The organism is Veillonella tobetsuensis, assembly GCF_001078375.1.
In the GTDB taxonomy this organism is placed as follows: Bacteria; Bacillota; Negativicutes; order Veillonellales; family Veillonellaceae; genus Veillonella; species Veillonella tobetsuensis.
In genome coordinates, this window is sequence record NZ_BBXI01000009.1 from 149,194 (window position 1) to 166,650 (window position 17,457).

Below are 17,457 nucleotides of genomic sequence, written 5' to 3' on the forward strand. Positions count from 1 at the left end.
TCAAATATTCGTCAAATATTAGATTTGAAATATTATATTTTGTTGCAAATATTAACTTATAGTGTTCACATAACTGTATATGTTGCGTGTATTTGTAATTATTTTGAATTTCGTATGTTTATAGCTTATAATTAAAGATATGATTTAATGGGGTTATACTAAGAAAGGAGGCAGTCATGCAATTACTGCGGCTAGAATTAAAAGGATTTAAATCCTTTGCTGATAAAACAGTTGTGAAATTCTCCCCAGGGATGACTGCCGTTATTGGTCCTAACGGGAGTGGTAAAAGTAATATTACGGATGCTATGAAATGGGTTCTAGGGGAATCCAATGTGCGTAATTTACGGGGCCAACGTGCAGAGGATATCATTTTCTCTGGCACAGAAAAACGAAAACCGATGAGTGCTGCCGAGGTTACCCTTGTATTTGATAATGCAGATGGTCAACTCGATGTGGATATGCAAGAGGTGGCCATTACACGTCGTATCTATCGGACAGGTGAAAGTGAATTCCTCATCAATAAACGGACATGCCGTTTAAAGGATATTCACTTGTTATTAGCTGATACAGGCCTTGGCAAAGATTCGATGGCTATCATTGGGCAAAATCGTATCGATGCTATTCTTAATAGTAAACCAGAAGAACGTCGCCTTATATTTGAGGACGTTGCAGGCATTTCTCGTTTTAAAATTAATAAAGAAGATGCTTTGCGTCGTATTGCGAGCACAGACCGTAATATGGAACGTGTTCGTGATATTATGGCTACTATTGAGGAGCAGTTAGAGCCTCTTGCTGAAAAAGCGGAAATGACGAAAAAGTATATGGCATTAAGCCGTAGTAAGCGTGAATATGATGGTATTATAGGCTTTCACAATTATAAGACTGCTGATCGACTATTAACACGTGCAGAAAATGATAATATTGCATTAAAGGACGAAGAAATTGAATTGCAAACTCAATTATCTACCCTCGATGCACGACGTCATACTTTACAAGCTGAAAATGCAAAGGATCAAGAACAATTAAAATCTTGGGAAGCACAGTTTAGCGATAAGCAACGAGAAGAAGAACGCATTAATGGTAATGTCACGCTTTTAGAAGAACAGTTGCGTACAACAAAGCGTGAAGTAGAGGATACGTCTTTGCGAATTAGTGAGGCGAAAGCATCCAAAAAGGGCGAAGAGCAACAATTGCTTATTCTTGAACGCCTTATTGAAGACGAAACATCCCAATTAGATGCTGAACTCATTCAGTTTGCAACATTAGAGACTAAATATAAAGAGGCTGTTGCTCAACTAGAGATGGAACAATCATCGTGGAAGACTTTAGAGAGTGATAGACAGGCGTATCAACAACGCCAATTAGATATAGTTGCTAGCATTGAAACGTCAAAGGCTACATTACGAAACTTGGAAGGGCGTAAGTCTGAGTCTGTAGCGCAAGTCGAAACCTTAGAGGCGGAAATTAAAGAGGTTCAGTCGAATCTAGCAGTAGCCAAGTGCGAACATGAATCATTAGAAACTCAATTCAATGGATTATCGGAGAAGAGAAAATCCTTACTTGATGAAGAACGATCTGCAACAGAGCGTTTGCGTGAGGCGAGAAAATCATTAAATCGCATGAGTAGCGATGTACAAAAAGCACAGGGGCGCTTAGAACTACTGGCACAATGGGCAGAGCAGCATGAGGGCTACTTGGAAGGTACGAAAAATATCCTTAATGGTAAAGGCCCTTGGCGTGAGGCTGTAAAAGGTGCCGTCGGTGATTTATTTACTGTAAATAATCGTTTTACCGTTGCTATTGAAATTGCATTAGGTGGTAGTGTTAACCACGTTGTAACAACAACAGCAAAGGCTGCCTCAGAAGGTGTTACATTCTTAAAATCGATTCAAGGTGGACGCGTTACGTTCTTACCTATGGAATCGGTGAAGGGCCGCCCTTATGATACACCAGCTTTATCGGAAGATGGCGTGATTGGCACTGCTGTCGATTGTATTGAATTTGATGCTGTATATAGTCATATATTCCAATATTTATTAGGTCGTACATTAGTTGTAGAAACAATGGAACGAGCTATTGAATTACAAAAGAAATATAATCAGCAGTTACGCATCGTTACATTAACGGGTGAGCAATTTCAACCGGGCGGTTCCTTAACAGGTGGTGCAACGAAGAAAAAACGTAGTTCCTTGTTAAGTCGGCGTGAAGAGGCTTTGCGTTTAGAGTCCGAATTAGCTTCTGTAGAAGAGCGTACGACGCAACTTGAACAGCAAATAAAGAATGAAGAGAATCGTATTGAGAGGGCACAACAAGAGCGTAGTGTATTAGATGAACAATATCAACATACAAATCTCTTATATTCTGCTAGTCAAACGAAGATTCAGAATATTGAAAATCAATTAGAACGTAAAAACCGTGTTCTTAATGAAGAACGTGAAAGGATTGTTCAAATTGATATAGAGTTGGGACAAACGAAACATCTACTTTCACAATCAGAATCGGAATTAGCCGCGTTGCATAATTCACCTGAGCAGCAAGGTGACCAGTCGGCTATTATGGAGCGATTAAGCACCTTGCAAAAGGCACAGCAAGAAGCATACGAGGCATTTACTGCGTCTAGATTACTGTGTGAACGATTAGAAGATACATTAGAAGAGCGTAAGTTACAACAAGAACAACGAAAACAAAGCTTAGAAACTATAGTCACTCGTTTAGCGCCTCTAATGGCATTGTTACAATCAAGCCAAGAGCGATTAAACGTAACTATACCAGACCAAATTCGGGTTGCAAAAGAGTCTCTTGATGCAATTAGAAAAGAAGTTGAAAAGCTTCGTGTTTTACGTGATGAAGCATATCAGTCTACATCAGGTGCACGAGAAGAAATCGAGTCTATTTTATCGGAACAAGATCGACTTAATCAACGCTATAAGGTCGTTCAGAATCGTCTAGTTGAGGCTGAAGGTAAATTGACGCGATACCGTATGGATTGTGAGCGGTCTATAGAGGATTTGAATAAGTTAGGATACTCGCTCGAGGATGCACAGCACATCCATATTGAAGGTTCTGTTAATGACTGGAAGATGGAACAAGCTCGACTCATGGCAGAAATTGCTGAACTTGGATCTGTTAATCCTAACGCTGTTGAGGAATATGAAGAAACGAAAACCCGTTACGATTTCTTATCGAATCAATTAGCAGATCTCGATATAGCAAAAGAGCAATTACAAGCGGTAATCGCTGAAATGGATAAGGCTATGAGTACGCAGCTTTACGATGTATTAGATGTAGTAGGTCAACGTTTCCAAGAGGTGTTTAGTCAACTCTTTGGTGGTGGTACTGCTCAGATTGTACTGACAGATCCAGATAATATTTTGACTGGTGGCATTGACTTTTACATTCAACCACCAGGGAAAAAGCGTCAACAATTGACCTTATTATCCGGTGGAGAACGGGCATTAACGGTTATAGCTTTATTGTTCTCATTCTTAGATTATCGTCCAGCCCCATTCTGTGTGCTTGACGAAGTTGATGCTGCCTTAGATGAGGCTAATGTAGAGAGATTTAGTTCATATCTAAATCGCGTAAATAAAGAAACGCAATTTATCGTTGTATCACACCGTAAAAAGACGATGGAAGCTGCCGAAGTATTACAAGGTGTAACCATGGTTGAACGTGGCGTGTCACGATTATTGACTGTTTCATTTGAAGATGTGAAGGAGGATCTAGCATAATGGCATTCGGATTCTTTAATAAAATTAAAGAGGGCTTGGAGAAAACTCGTAAGTCTTTTGTAAAAAATGTGGAGACCGTTATCATTGGTTATGCACAAATCGATGATGATTTTCTCGATGATTTAGAAGCAGTTATGCTTACAAGTGACCTTGGGCCTAAGACTACAGAGTACTTGATGAAAGAAATTCGTCGTGGTGTTACTGAAGGCATAATTAATCATACAGGTGATGTAATGCCATTTATGGAAGACCGCATCACAGAAATGCTCGTTGACCAAGAAGATGAGATTACACTACATCACCCAGAGGTGATTCTCGTAGTAGGCGTTAATGGTGTTGGTAAAACGACTACCATTGCTAAGTTAGCAAACTATTATGTAAAAGAAGGTAAAAAGGTTATTATTGCTGCAGGCGATACATTCCGTGCCGCTGCAGCGGACCAACTATCTATCTGGGCAGATCGCGTTGGTGTACCTATCGTAAAACATAAAGAAGGTGCAGATCCTGCAGCCGTTGTATACGATGCCATGGAAGCAGCGAAAGCTCGTAATGCAGATATGGTCATTGTCGATACAGCAGGTCGTCTTCATACAAAAGTAAATCTTATGGAAGAACTCAAGAAGATGGGCCGCGTGGCAAATAACCATGTAGAAGGGGCACCTCATCAAACCCTGCTCGTTCTAGATGGCACAACAGGTCAAAATGCAGTAAGCCAAGCTAAATTATTTGGTCAAGCTGTACCTGTGAATGGTATTGTAGTAACGAAATTAGATGGTACTGCAAAAGGTGGCGTAGTTATTTCTATTAAGGAAGAACTAGGCGTGCCTGTACGTTGGATTGGCGTTGGTGAAGGTATGGATGATTTGCGTCCATTCAATGCAAAAGAATTTGCCAATGCACTATTTAATAAAGGAATGATTCAAGGTGATAAATAAATACAACCGGGAATTCTTACTTGAATATGTAGAGTCTGAAAATAAGAAAAATAAAAGCCAAGTCAGTTCAGAAGCAATGGACAAGATTGTGAGTTTAATCGAATATTTCGGTATTGAACTCTATCGTCCTATTGCACGCTTGTTGCTGACTAATTGGCAAGAAATTACGGATCGTATTAATAATTATAGTGAAGCTGATTGGATGATGGCTGATGAAATTCATAAGTCGACCCCTACATTAGACCGCTTCTCCATTGCTATGCTCATAGAAGTATTAGAAGGAGAAGATACATTGAATCAGGCGGAAAATGCAGGACAACGGTTGTCAGATGCAGAACTTAGAGCCATCCGTAAGCATCAGGATGAACAGTAATGAAGCATAATACATATAATTACGAAGGGGGCCAACCATTTAAGGTGGAGGCGCCCTTTGCGCCTACTGGGGACCAACCTACGGCTATTCAATCGCTTACAGAGGGGATTGAACGTGGTGAGTGGGCTCAAGTCCTATTAGGTGCTACTGGGACAGGTAAGACTTTTACCATGGCAAAGGTTATTGAGGCAGTTCAAAAACCAACTTTAATCATTGCCCACAATAAAACATTAGCAGCTCAACTTTGTAGTGAGTTTAAGAGTTTCTTTCCTAATAATGCAGTTGAGTACTTTGTATCTTATTACGATTTCTATCAGCCTGAGGCGTATATTCCTTCTAGTGATACATATATCGAGAAGGATGCGTCTATTAATGATGAAATCGATAAATTGCGCCACAGTGCTACTATGAGCCTCTTTGAGCGCCGCGATGTGATCATCGTTGCCTCTGTTAGCTGTATTTACGGCTTAGGTGACCCTGAGGACTACTCTGAACTCGTGTTGTCCTTGCGGTTAGGTCAGACAAAATCTCGCGACGAAATTCTGTCTAAACTCGTAGACATTCAATATACGAGAAATGATATGAACTTTATCCGCGGCACCTTCCGTGTACAAGGGGATACTATCGAGATTTTCCCTGCTGCGTATAGTGAAAGAGCCATTCGAGTGGAACTCTTCGGCGATGAAATCGATCGCCTCGTTGAGGTAGATGCTTTGACTGGTGAAGTGATTGCTGAACGCAAGCACGTTGCGGTATATCCTGCATCTCACTATGTAACTACGAAAGATAAGATGCGTATTGCTGTAGAGCGTATTGAGGCTGAGTTAGAGGAACAGTTAGCTAAGTTGAAAGCTGCTGATCGTCTATTGGAGGCTCAACGTCTTGAGCAGCGTACCCGTTACGATATAGAAATGATGCAAGAAATGGGCTATTGCTCTGGCATCGAAAATTATTCCCGCCATATGTCTGAACGTAAGGCTGGAGAGGCGCCATATACATTGATAGACTATTTTCCAGATGATTTCCTCATCATGGTGGACGAGTCTCATGTTACGATACCTCAAGTGCGTGCCATGTACAATGGTGACCGTGCACGTAAAGAATCACTTATCGAATATGGCTTCCGTCTGCCTTCAGCGCTTGATAATAGACCTCTTCAATTCGATGAATTTGTAGAGCGTATCAATCAAATCGTCTATGTATCGGCCACGCCTGGTCCATATGAAATGGACGTAGAAACGAATGTGGCAGAACAAATCATTCGTCCTACAGGCCTATTAGATCCATCTATTGAAATTCGTCCTATTAAGGGGCAAATGGATGACTTGCTCAGTGAAATTCATAAGAGAGCTGCCAAGAATGAGCGTGTTCTCGTGACGACCTTAACAAAGAAAATGGCAGAGGATTTAACAGAGTTCTTAAAAGAAATGGGCGTCCGTGTTCGATACCTTCATTCTGATATTGTTACTATTGAGCGTGCTGAAATCATTCGTGACTTACGGGCCGGTGTATTCGATGTACTGGTGGGTATCAACCTACTTCGTGAAGGTCTTGATATGCCAGAGGTTTCTTTAGTGGCTATCTTAGATGCGGATAAAGAAGGTTTCTTACGCTCCGATACAGCTATGATTCAAACTATTGGTCGTGCTGCTCGTAATGTGAATGGTCACGTTATCATGTACGCTGATCGTGTAACAGGTTCTATGCAGCGCGCCATCGATGAAACAGATCGCCGTCGTGCTGTGCAAGAGGCTTATAACATTGAACATAATATTACGCCTAAGTCTGTCTCTAAAGATGTAAAAGAGCTTATTGAGTTGACGAAAATTGAAGAAGATATGGTCACCGATGGAAAGGACTTTTCACCGAAGAAGGGGAAAAAGAAATCCTCTACAACGGGAATGGACCATGGACACGAACCATATGCACAAGATATATCTAGTCCTAAGGTGGCAGATATAACGCCGGAAGAGTTATTCAATAAAATTGAAGAGCTTGATCGTCAAATGAAGGCCGCTGCAAAGCAGCTTGAATTTGAAAAGGCTGCAAAACTTCGTGATCAATTAGGGGAACTACGTCAACAATGGTCCGATATGCATAGTGCAGGTGAAAGTAAGTTAAAAAAACCTGCATCAACTAAAGGTAGAAAGCGGACTAGCTCAAAAAGTAAATAGATTGTAACAAAACACATAGATTATATAGACTATACGTGCGATAATATACATATATTATTTCATGTTAGTAAACAGAGAGATGATGCCGATTGGTATCATCTCTTTAAATAGGGAACATAATGAAAGATCAATTGATAGTAAAAGGTGCGCGTCAGCATAACCTTAAAAATATAGATATATCCTTACCACGGGACCAGTTTATCGTGTTGACGGGGCTCAGTGGTTCTGGTAAATCGTCCTTGGCATTTGATACGATTTATGCAGAAGGGCAACGACGCTATGTAGAATCATTATCTGCTTATGCTCGTCAATTCTTGGGACAAATGGATAAACCGGACGTAGACTATATTGAAGGTTTATCTCCAGCTATTTCTATCGACCAAAAGACTACAAGCCGTAACCCTCGTTCTACAGTTGGTACTGTAACGGAGATTTACGATTACTTGCGTCTATTATTTGCTCGCGTAGGTCATGCTCATTGTCCTGAATGTGGTAAGCCTATTACACAGCAAACGATACAACAAATGACAGACGATGTAATGAACTTCCCAGAAGGTACTAAGATTTTAGTACTAGCACCTATGATTCAAGGAAAAAAAGGGGAGCATAAATCCGTCTTTGATCAACTTCGAAAAGAAGGCTTTGTTCGTGCCCGTGTAGATGGCGTAGTACGTACATTGGATGAAGAGATTGTATTAGAGAAAAATAAAAAACATTCCATCGATATCGTTGTAGACCGTCTCGTGGTTAAAGAGGGTATTGAATCTCGCTTAGCAGACTCTATGGAGACCGCATCAAAATGGGCAGAAGGCATTGTAGTTATCCAAGAGGTAGATGGACCTGAACACATGTATAGCCAACACTTTGCATGTCCAGATTGCCATATTTCCTTACCGAAGATTGAACCACGTATGTTCTCCTTTAACAGTCCATTTGGTGCCTGCCCGGCTTGTTTGGGTATTGGCTCCACCATGGAAGTAGACGAAGAGCGCGTTATTCCAGATGGATCTATTAGCTTTGCCGATGGATGTGTACAAGCGTTGAGCTCTAACCCTAATGCATGGTTTATGCGCCAACTAGAAGGTCTATTAAAAGCTAATGGATACTCTTTAGATTCTACCTATGATGAACTACCAAAAGCCTTGCAAAAAAAGGTAATGTACGGTACGACAGATAAGGTGGCTTTCACGTACGAAAATATGCGCGGTGAAGTGAAGGAATTCTTTACTGAGTACGAAGGTATTTTACCGATGGTAAAACGCCGTCATAGTGAAGCCTCTACAGATTCTATGCGTGAAGAGTTTGAAAAATTTATGTCCATTAAGCCTTGTACTACATGCCATGGAGCTCGTCTTAAACCTGAAGTATTAGCAATTACCGTAGGGGATAAGAATATTAATGAGGTAACGCAGTTAACTATTAAAGAAGCACTCGATTTCTTTGGTAAGTTACAGTTAACAGAGCGGGAACAAGTGATTGGGGCTCAAATTTTGAAGGAAATCAATGCTCGTCTTGGGTTCCTCAATAATGTAGGCCTTGATTATCTTACTATGAACCGTAGTGCAGGTACTCTATCTGGTGGTGAAGCGCAACGTATTCGTCTAGCTACGCAAATCGGCTCTGGTTTGGTAGGTGTATTGTACATCCTAGACGAACCGTCCATAGGGCTACATCAACGAGATAATGATCGACTCATCGATACCTTAAAAGGCTTACGGGACTTAGGTAACACCTTACTTGTCGTAGAACACGACGAAGATACTATGCGTGCAGCTGACTATCTCGTGGACATTGGTCCAGGTGCAGGTGAGCATGGCGGTCAAATTATTGCCGCTGGTTCTGTTGACGAAGTTATGAAGGTAAAAGACTCCATTACTGGTCAATATTTGAGCGGCCGTAAATTTATCGCCCTTCCTGAAGAACGTCGTAAACCAGGTAAGAACTGCATTGAAATTCGCGGTGCGAAGGAAAATAATTTACAAAATGTAAATGTTAAATTCCCTATTGGCTTATTCAATGTTGTTACTGGTGTCAGTGGCTCTGGTAAGTCTACCTTGATTAATGAAATTCTCTACAAAGGGTTAGCTAATCAATTATATCGCTCTAACCACAAAGTAGGGGCTCATAAAGAAATCCGTGGTCTTGAACATATCGATAAAATCATCAATATCGACCAAAGTCCTATCGGTCGTACACCGCGCTCTAATCCAGCTACCTATACAGGTGTATTTGATGCTATACGCGAACTCTATAGTCAAACACCGGAAGCAAAAATGCGCGGTTACAAACAAGGGCGCTTTAGCTTTAACGTAAAAGGTGGCCGCTGTGAAGCTTGTCGTGGTGATGGTATCATCAAAATTGAAATGCACTTCTTACCAGACGTGTACGTACCTTGTGAGGTTTGTAAGGGAGCCCGTTATAACCGAGAAACCTTAGAGGTTAAATACAAAGGTAAATCTATTGCAGATGTACTAGATATGACGGTAGATGATGCGGTTGAGTTCTTCAGCGCTATTCCGAAGATCAATCGTAAAATGGTTACCTTGCAAGAGGTAGGTCTTGGCTATATTCGTTTAGGTCAAGCCGCAACAACCTTATCTGGTGGTGAAGCACAACGGGTTAAATTAGCTACTGAATTAGCTCGTCGTAGCACTGGTAAAACACTGTACATCTTGGATGAACCGACTACAGGTCTTCACGCCGAGGATATTCGCAAGTTATTACACGTATTGCAACAACTTGTAGAGGGTGGCGATACAGTTGTCGTTATCGAGCATAATTTAGATGTGATTAAGATGGCAGACCACATTATAGATCTAGGTCCTGAAGGCGGTAATCGCGGTGGTACTATCGTAGCTACCGGTACACCTGAGGAAATCGTTAAGGTGAAAGAAAGCTATACAGGCAAATTCTTAGGTCCTGTCTTAGAACAGACTAAGAAATTTATGAAAGCAGCTCAAAAGAAGAAATAATAGTGAGTACAAAGCTTAAAAATCTACGAGGAAAGGAGGACATATGCCATCTGAAGAATTACTAGAGAAGGTCAGTCATTTGCCGACTACACCGGGCGTGTATTTATGGCGTGATCAATATAACCGAATTATCTATGTTGGTAAGGCCATTAACTTGCGCAATCGAGTGCGTTCCTATGTACGCAATGATGCCAATCGGGCTCCCAAAGTAACGGCTATGATGAAGCGTGCAGTCGATGTGGAGATTATCCAAACTAAGACGGAAATGGAAGCCCTTATCTTAGAGAATACGCTTATCAAAGAACATGAGCCTAAGTACAATATTAGGCTTCGCGATGATAAGACATATCCTTATGTAAAGATTTCAATTCAAGAGGATTACCCTCGCGTGTATATGACACGCCGTCTTGAACGAGATGGGGCAAAATATTTTGGACCTTTTACAGATGTGACATCGGTACATGTGGTACTGAAATTAATACGACAATACTATCCACTCAGGACATGTAAGTCTATGAAGGTAGAGCGACCATGTTTGCAATATCATATGCACTACTGTGAAGCACCGTGCTTTAACAAGATTTCCGTATCGGATTATCGAAAGTATATCGATGAAATCATAGAGCTCTTTGAAGGTAAGCCTATACCATTGCTTAAAGAAATCAAGGAAAAGATGGAATTAGCTGCTGAAGACTTACGCTTTGAAGATGCAGCACGTTATCGTGACCAATTGACGAGCATTGAAAAAATTCAAGAAAAACAACGAATGGTAACACAACGAGGTGATCTCGATGTACTAGGTATTGCTGTAGATGGACAATTGGCTTGTGTACAATTGCTTTTTATTCGGGGAGGACGTCTTTTAGGACGGGAAAATTACTTCATACAAAATGAGGGGGACTCCGAAGAAGTTATTATGACTGACTTCATCAAGCAATACTATGGGGATACTACATTTATTCCTAAAGAATTGCTATTACCCATGGAAAGTTCAGAACAGAATCTATTTAAGGATTGGTTTAGTGAAATGAAGGGCCAACAAGTGGATGTTCTCGTACCTCAACGGGGGTATAAGATGGATATGATCAAGATGGCCCATGAGAATGCGGAAACCTTCCTTGAAGAGCGACGTCGTCAATGGCAGCATCAAATCGATAAGAGTGGTGGCGCTATTAAAAAATTAGCTGAAGTATTGGATTTGCCACGATTACCTGAACGTATGGAATGTTTCGACATATCTCATACCCAAGGTTCTGAAACGGTAGCCTCTATGGTTGTCTTTGAAGGTGGTAAGCCTGCGAAGAAAGAGTATCGACGTTTTAAGCTCAAGACTACGCAAGGCAAACCTGACGATTTTAAATCTATGGCAGAGATCATGGAGCGTCGCTATGGTAAAGAAACAGATTGGCCTATGCCAGACCTCATCATTATCGATGGTGGCAAGGGTCAACTCAATGCTGCTATACCGCTCATACGTGCTGTAGGCGTCACAGATGTACCTGTTATATCTCTGGCAAAACGCATAGAAGAGGTTTTTGTAGAGGGGCAATCAGAGAGTATTATATTAGATCATCGCACACCAGAGCTTCAATTATTACAACAAATCCGTGACGAAGCCCATCGATTTGCTATTACCTATCATCGCAAATTGCGGGGCAAACGCAATTTAGAATCAGTACTCGATCACATTGATGGCATTGGTCCTAAACGACGCAAAGCATTATGGACGCATTTTAATAGCCTTGACGCCATGAAACAAGCCACTATAGATGAATTGACACAAGTTGATTCAATGAACTATAAAACGGCGGAAACCTTATATAATTTCTTTCGTATGTCCAAAGTAGAAAAACAAGATATATTAAAATAAGAAACCAGGAGTATCTTACAGTTTCACTGCAAGATGCTCCTGGTTTCTTAGTTATTTAGTTATAGTTGCTTTATGATGTTGGATATACCAGGTACGCCATGTAAATAATATACCGGCCGCTAATACACTAGCTAATAAACCAATCCATACACCGAAAGGTCCATACGCTGGATTTTTGGCTAAGATATAGGCTATTGGGAAGCATACGCCCCAATAGGATACAAGTGAGATATAAAATACGATTTTTACATCCTTGTAACCACGTAAGATACCTTGTAGTGGTGTTCCAATTGCATCTATGGCAGCAAAGAATACGCCATAACCAAGGAATCTATAAATTAGATTATATACCTCTTCATCATTGGTAAAGAGAGAAGAAATACTTTCCATATTTGTAAAGGTAAAGCCACATATAGCTATGGCTACAACAATAGCTACAATACGAGATATGTAAGAATATTGTACAGCGTCTTTTTCTCTACCTGCACCGAGTTCATAACCAACGGCAATAGTAGCTGCCATAGCAATACTGAGCGGCAGACAATAAAATACATTAGTAAAGGATATAACTGATTGATGGGCTGCTACTACGGCAGAACCAAAGTGAACCATTAAGAGTCCGGCAATACTGAAAATGCTGGCTTCAAAAAAGATGGAAAAACCAATAGGCAAACCAACTTGTAATTGCTCTCTTATATAATGCCAATGAGGTCCGAAGTAATCCTTATAAATGCGATACTCTTTTAATTTAGGATGGAATAAGATGACTGCACTAAATAGGATAAAGTTGGTCCAACAAGCACCGGCGATACCATAGCCTGCACCTACACCACCGATTTCTGGAAATCCAAAGTGACCAAAAATCAAAGAGTAATTTAGAAATACATTGACTACAAAGCTAGTTACTACGATAGCCATTGAATAATGAGTTAATCCGTGTGCGTCCACCGTGTTTCGCAATGTATTCACCCATAATAGAGGGAAGAGTCCTAGAGCGAAAGCTTTCAGATATTCTAGACATACCGCCGTGGCAGCCGGTTCTAAATTAAGGAAATTTAGGAGTGGTTTAAGTCCGAAAATTCCCAGCAATAATATAGTCATAGCTAAGACCGTAGCAATATAGAAACCTTGATATATAATTGTAGGAATAGTATCTGTTTTTTGAGCACCCAGTAACTGCGCGATAATTGGGGTAATACCCATTAATGTACCTTGTGCGAAGATATAGAATAGTAGCCATAGATTGTAACCTGTAGCGACACCTGCTAAGTCTATGGTACTATATTGACCTGTTAAAAAGATGGCAATAAAGGTGCCACCGACGAGAGAAAATTGAGTAATGCACATAGGAGTAAATAGTTTAATGAACAACCATAATTTTTGCATTATAGAATATGTTTTGTACATAATAACCTCCCTAGTTGATGATATAGTATACCATAAAGTTAGTTATTTTGGTAGATTAAGCCCGTAAATGAAATTGATGAAGCTAAGTTGAAATGTATGCTAAAAATGTATATATAATTTAATAATTAAATTTTACACCTTATAACTATATCGATTATAATATATATACTATGTTAATATTCTAAGGAGGGTACATTGGACATCTTATCTGTACAAGGTTTATTAGCGATGCTTCAAATCATCGTTATCGATATTTTACTAGCTGGCGATAATGCCATCGTTATCGGCATGGCGGCGCGTAACTTGCCAGCTAATTTGCAAAAGAAAGCAATCTTTTGGGGCACTGCAGGGGCCATCATTTTACGCCTTGTTATGGCATTCCTATTTGTAGAGGCTTTAAATAATATTCCAGCCTTGCGTCTAGTTGGTGGTATTCTTCTTTTATGGATTGGCTATAAACTCGTTGCCGATGATGAAAGCGAGCATAATATCGAAGCAAAAGATAATTTGTGTGCTGCTATTACGACGATCGTCATTGCTGATGGTATCATGGGTATCGATAATGTTATCGGTGTAGTTGGTGCTGCTAATGGTGATATGATGTTGGTAGCAATCGGTATGTTAATTACAGTGCCAATCATCATCTATGGTAGTACATTGTTTGTGAAAGTTATTGAACGTTTCCCAATTATTCTTTATGTTGGGGGCGGTATCCTTGGTTGGGTAGGTGCTGGTATGAGTGTGGAAGATAAGTTAATCTCTCATACGGTTGAACCATATGCATTATTTATCAAAATTGCAGCAGTTGTCTTGGTAGTGGGGGCCTCTTTGCTAGCAAAGCAACTTAAGAAATAATTAGCTGATTAAAATATCTCTTCTCTTATCTATAGGGGAAGGGATATTTTTTGTGTAAAATTTATGCCCTACTAAGTCAATCCTTTTTAATGAGAAAATACGAGAATTATGATATAGTTAAGGGATAGATATTGAATGTATATAGTTGAGGTACGTACAGATGGAATTTTTAGAAGCTGCTACATGGGTCACCATTAGCAAAATTATATTGATAGATATTTTATTAGCAGGCGATAATGCTGTTGTAATTGGTATGGCAGCAGGTAAACTAGCCCCAGAACTACAAAAGAAAGCAGTTCTATGGGGGACTGTCGGCGCTATCCTGATGCGCCTTATTTTCGCTACTATTTTGGTAGAGGCTTTAACCTTGATTCCACTCATCCATTTGGGTGGTGGCTTAGTTCTTGTATGGATTGCTATTCAGCTTTTAAAAGGTGGCGATGAAGAGACTCACATTGAGGCTAAAAACTCTTTAAGTGGTGCTATTTGGACGATAATCGTAGCCGATGCGATGATGAGTATCGATAATGTTATCGGTGTTGTGGGCGCTGCAAAAGGTCATTTAGAGCTTGTTATTGTTGGTATGCTAATTACGGTACCTATCATCGTATTTTGTTCTACACTATTCGCTCGTATTATTAACAAATTCCCAGCCATTCTTTGGGCTGGCGGTGCACTACTTGGATGGGTTGCCGGTGAAATGATCGTAGAAGATCCACTTCTTTTACCATATATTCAAGGCGAAGAATTACTCGTTAAATTTGGTGCGGTATTCTTTGTACTCATCGTGACTGGTATGATTAAAATTTGGAAGAAAAGAGACGCGTAATGAACGGTACAGGTCGTACATCTCGTAAGAATACATCTAAACAACAGAATACAAGTGGTAAGATTTCTAAAAAACAACAGGCTGTTTTGAATGCTCCTGTTAAACTAGGGGATGAGGTGCTCGTAGAGATACACGGTATCGGTAGTAGTGGGGAAGGTGTAGGTCGCGTAGATGATTTTACTGTCTTTGTTCCCTTTGCCTTGCCTGGAGAAACGGTGAAAGTATCTATTAATATGGTGAAAAAGACCTATGCTACAGGCAAGTTAATAGATATTGTAACACCAGCTTCTAATCGTATAGAGCCTACCTGTAATTTATATGGTGTATGCGGTGGGTGCCAATTGCAACATATTACCTATGAAGGACAGCTTTCGCTAAAAACACAAAAGGTGAAGGATGTTATTGAACGAATTGGTCATCAAAATCCTGATCTTGTAAAACCTGCACTAGGACCAAAAGAACCTTGGGCGTATCGAAACAAGATGCAAATGCCTGTCGGTGGTGCTAGAGGCGACATTCAAATGGGATTCTATGCAATGGGGTCTCACGATATCGTACAGGGGACGAATTGTCCTATCCAAGATGATGGAAATAATCGTATAGCCCAAATCTGTTATGACATAGCCAAAGAGCTTGATGTTGAGCCATACGATGAACATACGGGAAAGGGCGTATTGCGTCATATTATCGGACGTATCGGTCAATCCGGATGGATGGTCATTCTCGTAACTGCTACTGAACATTTACCGCATCAAGAAGAATGGGTTGAGAGAATTACAAATCGTATTCCACAAGTGGAAACCATTGTTCATAATGTGAATGGTAAACGAACCAATGTTATTTTAGGTCCTACTAATCATGTTATCTATGGAGATGGTACAATCACTGATCATATTAAGGACCTACGATTTAATTTATCGCCACATTCATTCTTCCAAGTGAATCCAGAACAAACAACGGTACTTTACGATCAAGCATTAGCTTATGCAGACCTAATAGGGGATGAAACCGTTATCGATGCCTATTGTGGAACAGGCACTATTTCACTGTTCTTAGCTCATAAGGCAAAACATGTCATCGGTATAGAAATCGTAGAACCAGCCATTATTAATGCTCGTGAAAATGCACGACGTAATGGCTATGACAATACTGAATTTATTGTCGCTGATGCGGCCGTAGAAATGCCAAAACTCTATAAAGCCGGTGTACGACCAGACGTGATCGTATTCGATCCAATTCGGGCAGGCTGTAAAGAAGAAGTACTAACCTCTGCAGCTGGCATGGAACCGAAACGAATTGTTTACGTATCCTGTAACCCAGCCACCATGGCGCGAGACATTGAAATCCTCACACACTACGGCTATGAATTAAAAGAAGTACAACCTGTAGACATGTTCCCAATGACAGCACATGTCGAAGCAGTGGCTTTGCTTACTAGAAGCGAAGCGATGTTGTGAGGATTAGAATGGCTCATATTAGAGATGTCCAAAATTTATGGAAAAGCTTATTTTTAAAAGTATATGTTTTGTAGGTGAGATTATGAACTTTAAGAAACAAATTGTTTTATTTTCAATTTTAGCTATGTCTGTTATGGCAGTATCTGCTGAAGATATTAGTACTTATAATCCTCAAGTTATTGAGAAACACCAAATTACAAATGAAGATATTGCATCAGCAACATCTTATGGACAGTCTTTAGTAGAAAAGAAAAATATCAAAATGATATCTACTGCTAAGAAAAAGTTTATTAAAAGACGTTATGGTGGAATTTTCCCAAGAAATGAATTGCAAGGTATCGTATATGTTCAAACTCCATTCGCAATTTTTGCAAATACGGCATTGGAGGATGCTAGAGGTGTAGCAAGTACTTATTCAACAAGAAATGCTACTAATATATTACAGGTTAGATCTTTCCTTTATATGCCGGAAAGTAAGATGTATAATGATACTAATAATGTTGTTATATCTATAGTACAAAATGGATATACATATTATCCAATAGAAACCGTACGTGGCGATGATCAATATGAAGGTCCTGGTATGTGGGTAACAGTAGGTTATCAATCATTATTTGAATTATCTAAGATTGATACTAATAGTCCTTTTGAAGTTCATATTAAGTCTGATGCGGTTAAGGTTGGAGATGCAGTAATTCAGTTTCCAGCATTAAATGCGTCAAATAAGTATGTTTTGGATGACTCTTATTCACTTTATAGAGGTGATGCAGTGTTTATCGATAAGAAATAATATTTATTTAAGTGCATTGTTCTAGAACTGAATAAATCTGATTTTTTATTTAGACCTAATATAA

Annotated in this window: 11 protein-coding genes; 10 read left to right on the forward strand and 1 reads right to left on the reverse strand. The window is 39.9% G+C overall.

Annotation, left to right across the window (positions count from 1 at the left end; all coding sequences use genetic code 11):
- Nucleotides 1-176 precede the first annotated feature (176 nt).
- From smc to uvrC, 6 genes are all read left to right on the forward strand, one after another.
- On the forward strand, nucleotides 177-3,731 hold the full coding sequence (gene smc / locus VEI_RS03560; RefSeq protein ID WP_059361949.1) for a chromosome segregation protein SMC: 3,555 nt from the start codon (nucleotides 177-179) through the stop codon (nucleotides 3,729-3,731).
- Entirely contained in the window at nucleotides 3,731-4,666 is a 936-nt protein-coding gene (gene ftsY / locus VEI_RS03565) for a signal recognition particle-docking protein FtsY (protein ID WP_059361950.1), read from the forward strand. Before smc ends, ftsY begins: the two co-directional genes overlap by 1 nt.
- Nucleotides 4,656-5,039: a hypothetical protein gene (locus VEI_RS03570; protein WP_059361951.1), complete on the forward strand. Its 384-nt coding sequence runs from the start codon at nucleotides 4,656-4,658 to the stop codon at nucleotides 5,037-5,039. Before ftsY ends, VEI_RS03570 begins: the two co-directional genes overlap by 11 nt.
- A complete protein-coding gene (gene uvrB, locus VEI_RS03575; protein ID WP_059361952.1) occupies nucleotides 5,039-7,213 on the forward strand; it encodes an excinuclease ABC subunit UvrB in 2,175 nt (724 codons plus the stop codon). The genes VEI_RS03570 and uvrB overlap by 1 nt, the downstream gene beginning before the upstream one ends.
- 119 nt (nucleotides 7,214-7,332) lie before the next feature.
- Nucleotides 7,333-10,185, forward strand: coding sequence for an excinuclease ABC subunit UvrA (gene uvrA / locus VEI_RS03580; protein ID WP_059361953.1), 2,853 nt, complete (start codon nucleotides 7,333-7,335; stop codon nucleotides 10,183-10,185).
- A 43-nt stretch (nucleotides 10,186-10,228) separates the two neighbouring features.
- On the forward strand, nucleotides 10,229-12,055 hold the full coding sequence (gene uvrC, locus VEI_RS03585; protein ID WP_059361954.1) for an excinuclease ABC subunit UvrC: 1,827 nt from the start codon (nucleotides 10,229-10,231) through the stop codon (nucleotides 12,053-12,055).
- 51 nt (nucleotides 12,056-12,106) lie between these two features.
- Here uvrC and VEI_RS03590 read toward each other — a convergent pair whose 3' ends face one another.
- Nucleotides 12,107-13,462 carry an MATE family efflux transporter gene (locus VEI_RS03590; RefSeq protein ID WP_059361955.1) on the reverse strand — a complete coding sequence of 452 codons (1,356 nt, stop codon included), beginning with the start codon at nucleotides 13,460-13,462 and terminating at the stop codon, nucleotides 12,107-12,109.
- A gap of 195 nt (nucleotides 13,463-13,657) precedes the next feature.
- Between VEI_RS03590 and VEI_RS03595 the strand changes: the two genes are divergently transcribed.
- The 4 genes from VEI_RS03595 to VEI_RS03610 all read left to right on the forward strand — a co-directional run bounded on the left by VEI_RS03595 (nucleotide 13,658) and on the right by VEI_RS03610 (nucleotide 17,393).
- Entirely contained in the window at nucleotides 13,658-14,317 is a 660-nt protein-coding gene (locus VEI_RS03595) for a TerC family protein (protein ID WP_059361956.1), read from the forward strand.
- A 160-nt stretch (nucleotides 14,318-14,477) separates the two neighbouring features.
- Entirely contained in the window at nucleotides 14,478-15,146 is a 669-nt protein-coding gene (locus VEI_RS03600; RefSeq protein WP_059361957.1) for a TerC family protein, read from the forward strand.
- Nucleotides 15,146-16,603, forward strand: a complete 1,458-nt coding sequence (gene rlmD, locus VEI_RS03605) for a 23S rRNA (uracil(1939)-C(5))-methyltransferase RlmD (protein ID WP_059361958.1) — start codon at nucleotides 15,146-15,148, stop codon at nucleotides 16,601-16,603. Before VEI_RS03600 ends, rlmD begins: the two co-directional genes overlap by 1 nt.
- 37 nt (nucleotides 16,604-16,640) lie before the next feature.
- Nucleotides 16,641-17,393: a hypothetical protein gene (locus VEI_RS03610; RefSeq protein ID WP_223209317.1), complete on the forward strand. Its 753-nt coding sequence runs from the start codon at nucleotides 16,641-16,643 to the stop codon at nucleotides 17,391-17,393.
- Nucleotides 17,394-17,457 lie beyond the last annotated feature (64 nt).

Bases quoted from the DNA above. Each gene is read 5' to 3' on its own strand.
- smc (WP_059361949.1), top strand. From the start codon at position 177: ATGCAATTACTGCGGCTAGAATTAAAAGGATTTAAATCCTTTGCTGAT.
- ftsY (WP_059361950.1), top strand. From the start codon at position 3,731: ATGGCATTCGGATTCTTTAATAAAATTAAAGAGGGCTTGGAGAAAACT.
- uvrB (WP_059361952.1), top strand. From the start codon at position 5,039: ATGAAGCATAATACATATAATTACGAAGGGGGCCAACCATTTAAGGTG.
- uvrA (WP_059361953.1), top strand. From the start codon at position 7,333: ATGAAAGATCAATTGATAGTAAAAGGTGCGCGTCAGCATAACCTTAAA.
- uvrC (WP_059361954.1), top strand. From the start codon at position 10,229: ATGCCATCTGAAGAATTACTAGAGAAGGTCAGTCATTTGCCGACTACA.
- VEI_RS03590 (WP_059361955.1), bottom strand. From the start codon at position 13,462: ATGTACAAAACATATTCTATAATGCAAAAATTATGGTTGTTCATTAAA.
- VEI_RS03600 (WP_059361957.1), top strand. From the start codon at position 14,478: ATGGAATTTTTAGAAGCTGCTACATGGGTCACCATTAGCAAAATTATA.
- rlmD (WP_059361958.1), top strand. From the start codon at position 15,146: ATGAACGGTACAGGTCGTACATCTCGTAAGAATACATCTAAACAACAG.
- VEI_RS03610 (WP_223209317.1), top strand. From the start codon at position 16,641: ATGGAAAAGCTTATTTTTAAAAGTATATGTTTTGTAGGTGAGATTATG.